Here is a 7,611-nt window from a genome sequence, read left to right as displayed (position 1 = left end):
GTGGTGAGAGCCTTTGGCTACATCAAACCGCATTGTGCTTACCTGTTCTGTAATAAACGTGGCCATCGCATGAAAGTACTGGTGCATGATGGACTGGGGATCTGGCTGTGTGCCCGGCGGCTGGAACAGGGCAAATTTCACTGGGCTAAAGTTCACCAGGGTGAAAGCGTAGCCCTCAGCCCGGAACAGTTACAGGCACTGATCCAGGGTTTGCCTTGGCAGCGCATTGGACGACAGCAAGTGGTCACAATGCTCTAAACTAGCTTGGTCCATTCTGCTATTCTCCAAATGTTGTATTTCATTCTTCTCATGACCTCAGGCATACTGCGGTCATGAATACGCTGCCTGATTTAAGCCAACTGACCCATGAACAACTGCTGGAATTTACCAGACAGTTGGCAATGCAGCATCAGTCTCTGGCACAATCAAATCAAGAATTAGAAAAATCAAACCAACAATTAGATACCAAAGTTCAGCATCTTGAAGTATCCAATCAGCAATTAGATGCTCAAGTTCAACATCTTTCCATTCTCAATCAAAAATACGAGCATGAACTTGCGCTGTTTAAAAAGCACAAATTCGGCAGTAAAAACGAACATCTCACTGCAAAACAAATCCATCTCTGGGATGAAGCGGTCGAAGAGGATATCGCAGCCGTTGATCTGGAACTGGAACGGCTGAATGCAGATAAAACCGATGCAGCGACACACAAAGCCAAAGCAAATAAACCTAAACGTCGACTGCTGCCAGATCATCTACACACCATCCGTATTGAGCATGAACCTGCATCAACCCAATGCAGTTGTGGCTGCCAGTTACGTCGTATCGGCGAAGATGTCAGTGAAAAACTGCATTTCAGACCGGCACAGTTCTACAAGGAACAGCATGTGCGTGGCAAATGGGTCTGTGATCAGTGTGACACCCTGACTCAGCAAGCGATGCCTGCCTATGTGATTGATAAAGGCATTGCTTCACCTGAACTGCTCAGCCATGTGCTGGTATCGAAGTATGCCGATCATTTACCGCTGTACCGTCAACGTCTGATCTATCAGCGGGCGGGAATCGAGCTTTCTAGATCAACGTTATCTGACTGGATAGGTCGCTGCGGTGTAGAACTGGAGCCTCTGGCCAATGCCTTAAAAGAGGTGGTGCTGCAACAGCGGGTGATCCATGCCGATGAAACACCAGTCACCATTATGCGGATGGGTGATGATGAGAAAAAACCGAAGAAAGGTTATGTCTGGGCCTATGCCACCACACAGTACAATCCAGTTCAGGCAGTGATCTATGACTTTCAAGATAGTCGTTCAGGCCAGCATGCTGAAGAGTTCTTGAAAGGCTGGCAGGGCTATCTGGTCTGTGATGATTACAGTGGTTATAAAGCACGCTTTAAATCAGGCCAGGTCATTGAGGTGGGCTGCATGGCGCATGCACGTCGTAAATTCCATGAACTGCATGTGACCGGGAAAAGTCAGGTCGCTGAACAGGCATTGGTGCTGATTCAGAAACTGTATGCGATAGAAGCAGAACTCAGGAAAAAGACCGATAGTACAGCAGAACACCGCCGCGAATACCGACAACAGCACAGCCAACCGGTGATGCAACAACTGTATGAATGGCTCAACCAACATTATCTGACGGTGCCATCGAGTTCTCCAACCGCCAAGGCCATCAATTACAGTCTGAAGCGTTGGCCAGCCTTAAGCCGCTATCTGGATGATGGCAATCTACCCATTGACAATAACTGGGCAGAGAACTCAATGCGTCCCTGGGCATTGGGACGTAAGAACTGGCTATTTGCAGGTTCGCTGCGCAGTGGCCAACGAGCAGCCAATATCATGACTTTAATCCAGTCAGCAAAGCTGAATGGGCTGGATCCGTATGCCTATTTAAGTGATGTGCTGAAAAGGCTGCCGACACATAAAGCGACCCAAATAGAAGAATTACTGCCACATCGCTGGAAATCCAACTCAAATTAAAAAATAGGCATGGGGTTCAGCGGACGCTTACGTCTGAACTACCAGCCGTTGCCTTAACTCAAAATTTTCCAGCAACAGCGAATTGCACTTTTCCAGCAGTATTTCATAATCTTCTTTCAGCTGCTCATAATCACTTTTCACCGCTTTGGTCTTAGTTTTCGCTTGCTCAATTTGCTGGGCAGGCGAAAGAATATTTTGCCCTGCTGCCTGTGCAGCTTGCTCAATAGCCTCAATTAATGCAGCATGACGGCTCTTCTTAATCGAACCCCGTTTACGTCCTGCTTCCAGTGCTACAGTATCGTTATTAATCGCAGAACCTTTTGGCAGAATTATTGGCTTATTGGCCTTTAATCGTTCTAAAGCAGCATAATAATCATTAAGTGCACCCATATTTTACACCTCAATATTAATCGTTTTAATTTTTTGAATCATTTTGTTTAAAGCCAAAATCTCACTGTCCATTTGCCCGTATAGCAGACTGTTCTGTACTTGCATATCTCGCTGCCGTTGTAGTCGCTGAACCGCTTTTTGTATTTTTTCAGCACTTGTTGCATCAAACACAGCATGGGCACAACTCAAACAGCTCGTAATAGCCGTAAAAGAAATTTTTTCGCAAGAATCAGGGTTGGTACATGCGCCAAACAAGCTAGGCTTATAGGCAATTTCACCCCTCTTCATGCGCTTAATCGTTTCATCCCGATCTGGAAAAACTTTCAATAACTGCTCACGGTCTTTTTGCAACTGTAAGTAGGTTCCTGCACCACCAAATAGCTTACTAGAGCTATTAATCACACCCTCTTCAAATTGCGCATAAGAATGCACTAAACGCTGATATTCCAGCTCTTGAATAAATTCCTTTTGGCTATCACCGGCTAAAATATTTGGAGCAAATATAGCATTATCTCGATAATACAAAGTCATTGCTTCGGTTAAATGCTTATATTGAACTGACAAAGCCCCTAAACTAATAACACCTGAACGAGCACCATACACAGCCAGTGAGCGCCTGAATTGATGGGTACAAATATTCCAATATTGACCAATTTGACAGTCTTTTTCTTCACGCCAGTTGCGGAAACCATCGAAAGCTTCTAATTCCGCCAAATCCTCTTCACAAATTCGTAGATCATCACCAACAACAGACAGGATTCGAGGTATGTAATGATTAAAACTCGAATATGAACGAATAGGTGCTCCGTTAAAGTGTGATACATAATCCGTTTCCTTCTCGATATTCAGATTTTTTTTATGTCGATATTTTTGAGAAAATCTTGTTGGAAATAAGGGATATTCCGACGGATTAGAAAAATCATAATGTGGATTAAGCAATGCATAGATCTCACCAATACTTTGCGCAGCATTAACACCAGACTTAATATCTTCAAACGTGATCCAATATGTCGATTTATTACCACCGCCATGCAGTTTAGAGGAATAACCCATCAATACATGCACAACATGCTCATTACTCTGAACAGTTTGATAGCAGTCATAAGACAGTTGATTCACTTCATTGTCCCGCATACCAGTAAACAAATGAATCCAAAGCTTAGCCATGCCTTGAATTAACGTGATATAGCGAGTTAAATTCGCGTGATTTTTAATATTATTATTTTCAAAAAAATCAGTTAAACCAAGCAAATCTCGAGCATCGGTAAAACTCGTTCCATGCTGTGTCCGTTTAAACTCGCTTGGCATCAGGGCAAAAGCCTTATCTTGCAGGATGCGCTGAAACCATTGCCGTAAGGCAGGTGCATTTTGGTTAAATTCTGTTAGTTTTTCCGACAACCCATTGATTAAATTTATATAAATTCTAGAAGGAATAAGTTTGGTTTGCGGTCCAATTTTGTTGGATTGTATCCGCAATTTGGCAATGACTTTTTCCAGATGCAAAATTGGCTTATAGACATTAAATGCAGGAATAAGGTCAGGGTATTGCTGCTGTTATGGCGCTGAGTAATTGTCAAAATTAGATTGAAATTTTAGATAATCATGGTTTAACAATGTTTGAAGTTCTGTTTGGATTTTTGGATTCAAAACAATTTGAGGAATTGATGAAATATCTGAATATTGAATGAAGTCTAGTTCTTGAGCATGAGTAAAAACGGAGATTGAAAAAAGTAGAAAAAGATAATAGTGATTCTTCATATCAAATTTATTATTTTTATGTCCATATTAACTTACTTATGGATTGTTCATTTTATATGGACACTTATGGAGTATCGATAAGGGTAAAACCTTTTTGCATCGTCTTCATAAACATTCTCCACAAATGTTTGTTAATTTAATTATAAGCTTTGTAAGCTATTTTATACTTAGCACTAAACGTGCCAACTTTTATTATAGACAATTCTCACAAAAAAACAGCACCTTATACATAAAAAAATTCAGACTATAAATTTCGCAGTATATTTTTGTTAAAAAGTGACAATAATTGTCAGATTAAAAATTTCAACTTAACAAATTTTGTCATTTTTAGAGAAGTAGATCACACTTTAAATTATTACATCATCCGTTTTTTTATGTATTTGATTTAAATTTCAGCAAATTTAAGCTATGTGTAGTAATCAATTTTGAGCTTTTTTCTACATCTATGCTTTAAACAGAGTAAACCATCTATGACACAAGCCAAGAATTTTAAAATATCAAAAGTAAAGGTTTTATAGCAAAAATCATGACCAAACCCTACCCTACCCTATCTTTCAAAGAGAGGGACATTGATTGAGAAAAAATCTATCCTAAAATAATCGGCGCATTGCTCAATTCATTTTGCTGATCTAGCAACTGACGGTCATAAAAAACATCCAAAATTTCACCAATTTCTTGTACACCTGTGATTACTGCTTGCCGATACTGCTGCTGTGCCAAACCCTGCACAATATGCGCACAGACGTCATCCCACACCTGTTGCGTGGTTGCTGTTTTAATGCCACGGTCAATCACAATTTCCACTTTGCGCTCACACAAATTCAGGTAGAGTAAAACCCCGCTGTTCAGTTCAGTGTCCCAAACACCCAATTCTGCAAATAATTGGCGCGCACGGGTATGTGTATCTATCACATACGCCAACCGCGAGGGTAAACAACCTTCAATCACCACCTGAATTTCACCTACATGCCCATGCTCGGCGGCAGTCACCGCTTCCGCAATGGCATGCTGGTCCTGTGCATTAAAAAAACGCTTGGTAGCAGGTAAATAAAAGAAATGCTTCAGCCAACGCTTTAAACAGGGTCGCGTCACCATTTCTGTTTTGGGTTGGGTAATAATTTCTGTTGTATCGGTTGTTGTTACCATGATCCTGATGCTCCTCCCCCACCAAAGCCACCGCCTCCGCCGCTATAGCCGCCGCCTCCACCAAAGCCACCGCCGCCGCGTCCGCCGCCACGCCCTGCAGAGGACAAGAAAATTTGGAAAATGGTCTGCGCAATAGCGGTAATGAGTAAAAAGAAAATTCCTGCGCCAATCATTAAACTGGTGATTAAGCCTGCGCCATTTACTAAACCTGCCACTGTACCTGCTACGGCAGCGGTTGAAGCACTTAAACGTTTTCCAACAATCAGTGAGCCAATTACCCCTGCAATTAAAATAAATAAAGCAGTGCTCAAGGTTTTTTCACGCGCCTGTTGTTCTTGTAAGGCTTGTTCCTGACGTTGTTTCAGCTCTTGCGCAGCCTGTGCGGCAACTTCAGGGTCTAGGTTTAAAATCCGTTCGATTTCTGCCAAGCCTGCATCAATGCCTTGTGCATATTGGGCTTGTTTAAAATACGGCGTAATGCGCTGGTTAATAATACGGCTCACTACAATATCAGGCAGCACGCCTTCTAGACCATACCCCGTTAAAATCTGAATACGGCGATCATTAACTGCAATTGCCATTAGCAAACCATTGTCTTGCTTGGCAGAACCCAGTTGCCATTGTTCTGCGACACGCATGGCAAAATCAAAAATATCTTCCTGCCCTGTGGTTGGAACAATCACCACGCCTATTTGTGCTTTGGCTTGTTGATGTAAATTTAAAATCCGCTGGCTGATTTGCTGTTTTTCTGCCGCAGTCAGCAAATTGGCTTGATCGACCACGGGTTGATTTAAAGTCGGCAAAGCACGGATGGATTCACCCTCTGCCATATCATTGGCAATTTGCGGTTGCTGAACAGGTGTTTCTGTAGGTGCTTGACGAGTGACAGATGTAGTCTGACCTGAGTTTGCAAGATCAGGGATAGGGTTGGCAGTTTGAGGATGCTGTTGCTGCACAATTTTACCCAGCACCACAGCTTCGGCAGTTTCATCGGTTGCGGTGGCAACTTCACTATATGCCAAGCCACTAAAACACATGACAACCATCAGCAGCAGCATCTGCGCTAGACTCATGTGGGTCTTGCTGTGCAATTGCAGCATCCAGACATCCTCCTAGGCGTTATTCAAATGAAACTTTCGGTGCTGTTTGTGCGCTTTGTTCGGCACTGAAGTTTGGTTTGGTGTCCATGCCAATGACTTTTGCGGTCATCACTTGCGGGAACTGACGTGCATAACTGTTAAAGTCTTGCACTGTGCTGATGTAACGGTTACGCGCCACTGCAATACGGTTTTCGGTGCCTTCTAGTTGTACTTGTAAATCACGGAATTGCTCATTGGCTTTTAAGTCTGGATAATTTTCTGACACCGCAATTAAACGTGATAAGGCACTGGTCATTTGCGCCTGTGCTTCCTGATATTTCTGGAATAACACAGGGTCTTCCAATACAGTCTTATCCACTTTTAAGCCTGCGACATTGGCACGTGCCTGAGTGACTTCAGTCAAGACTTGTTCTTCATGTTTGGCATAGCCTTTGACCACATTCACCAAGTTTGGCACTAAATCGGCACGGCGTTGATATTGGTTTTGGACTTCTGACCAAGATGCTGTTACGGCTTCATCTTTCACTTGTAAGGTGTTATAGCCACAGCCGCTTAATGTCAAAGTACTGGTTAAAGCCACCGCGAGCATGGTTTTTTTTGTGAAATTCATAAATTAACCTCTAAATTTTCTTTGTATTTGTTTGAAATGATTTCATTCTAACGTGAAATTCTGACCTGTTTGTGTATTTTGTTTAATCGTAAGCGTCCGCTGAACCCCATGCCTATTTTTTAATTTGAGTTGGATTTCCAGCGATGTGGTAGTAATTCTTCTATTTGGGTCGCTTTATGCGTCGGCAGCCTTTTCAGCACATCACTGAGATAGGCATACGGATCCAACCCATTCAGCTTTGCTGACTGGATTAAAGTCATGATATTTGCCGCTCGCTGTCCACTGCGCAGCGAACCTGCAAATAGCCAATTCTTACGTCCCAACGCCCAAGGTCGCATCTGGTTTTCCACCCAATTATTATCTATAGGTAGATTGCCATCATCCAGATAGCGGCTTAAGGCTGGCCAACGCTTCAGAGTGTAATTGATCGCCTTGGCGGTTGGAGAACTCGATGGCACAGTCAGTTGATGTTGGTTAAGCCATTCATACAGTTGTTGCATCACCGGTTGACTATGCTGTTGTCGGTATTCGCGGCGCTGTTCTGCCGTACCATCGGTCTTTTTCCTGAGTTCTGCTTCTATCGCATACAGTTTCTGAATCAGCACCAATGCCTGTTCAGCGACCTGAC

Annotated in this window: 7 protein-coding genes and 2 pseudogenes; 2 read left to right on the top strand and 7 right to left on the bottom strand. The window is 42.9% G+C overall.

The window, feature by feature from the left end:
- On the top strand, window positions 1–258 hold a 258-nt coding region (tnpB, locus tag HHA42_RS12790; RefSeq protein WP_216076816.1), incomplete at its 5' end, for an IS66 family insertion sequence element accessory protein TnpB.
- A 74-nt stretch (window positions 259–332) separates the two neighbouring features.
- Window positions 333–1,979, top strand: a complete 1,647-nt coding sequence (locus HHA42_RS12785; RefSeq protein WP_168526766.1) for an IS66 family transposase — start codon at window positions 333–335, stop codon at window positions 1,977–1,979.
- 27 nt (window positions 1,980–2,006) lie between these two features.
- Here HHA42_RS12785 and HHA42_RS12780 read toward each other — a convergent pair whose 3' ends face one another.
- The 7 genes and pseudogenes from HHA42_RS12780 to HHA42_RS12750 all read right to left on the bottom strand — a co-directional run.
- Window positions 2,007–2,369 carry a hypothetical protein gene (locus tag HHA42_RS12780; RefSeq protein ID WP_168526764.1) on the bottom strand — a complete coding sequence of 121 codons (363 nt, stop codon included), beginning with the start codon at window positions 2,367–2,369 and terminating at the stop codon, window positions 2,007–2,009.
- Between the two features lie 3 nt (window positions 2,370–2,372).
- Window positions 2,373–3,923, bottom strand: a pseudogene (locus tag HHA42_RS12775) (hypothetical protein); the annotation flags it as partial.
- 3 nt (window positions 3,924–3,926) lie between these two features.
- A pseudogene (locus HHA42_RS13545) lies at window positions 3,927–4,127 on the bottom strand (hypothetical protein); the annotation flags it as partial.
- Window positions 4,128–4,712: 585 nt separating this feature from the next.
- Entirely contained in the window at window positions 4,713–5,273 is a 561-nt protein-coding gene (locus HHA42_RS12765) for a TPM domain-containing protein (protein ID WP_168526762.1), read from the bottom strand.
- A complete protein-coding gene (locus HHA42_RS12760; RefSeq protein WP_168526760.1) occupies window positions 5,267–6,373 on the bottom strand; it encodes a TPM domain-containing protein in 1,107 nt (368 codons plus the stop codon). The genes HHA42_RS12765 and HHA42_RS12760 overlap by 7 nt, the downstream gene beginning before the upstream one ends.
- Window positions 6,374–6,392: 19 nt before the next feature.
- Complete coding sequence (locus HHA42_RS12755) at window positions 6,393–6,983, bottom strand: LemA family protein (RefSeq protein WP_168526758.1); 591 nt, start codon at window positions 6,981–6,983, stop codon at window positions 6,393–6,395.
- Between the two features lie 119 nt (window positions 6,984–7,102).
- The coding region (locus tag HHA42_RS12750) for a transposase (protein WP_168526756.1) at window positions 7,103–7,611 on the bottom strand (509 nt) is incomplete at its 5' end.

Origin of the sequence: Acinetobacter sp. A3 (assembly GCF_012371415.1) — a bacterium.
Lineage (GTDB): Bacteria > Pseudomonadota > Gammaproteobacteria > Pseudomonadales > Moraxellaceae > Acinetobacter.
The sequence above is the reverse complement of the archived record's forward strand: the minus strand, read 5'-3'. Positions and strand labels throughout refer to the sequence as shown.

Coding starts and splice junctions, on each gene's coding strand:
- HHA42_RS12760 (WP_168526760.1), bottom strand. CDS start 6,373: ATGCTGCAATTGCACAGCAAGACCCACATGAGTCTAGCGCAGATGCTG.
- HHA42_RS12785 (WP_168526766.1), top strand. CDS start 333: ATGAATACGCTGCCTGATTTAAGCCAACTGACCCATGAACAACTGCTG.
- HHA42_RS12780 (WP_168526764.1), bottom strand. CDS start 2,369: ATGGGTGCACTTAATGATTATTATGCTGCTTTAGAACGATTAAAGGCC.
- HHA42_RS12765 (WP_168526762.1), bottom strand. CDS start 5,273: ATGGTAACAACAACCGATACAACAGAAATTATTACCCAACCCAAAACA.
- HHA42_RS12755 (WP_168526758.1), bottom strand. CDS start 6,983: ATGAATTTCACAAAAAAAACCATGCTCGCGGTGGCTTTAACCAGTACT.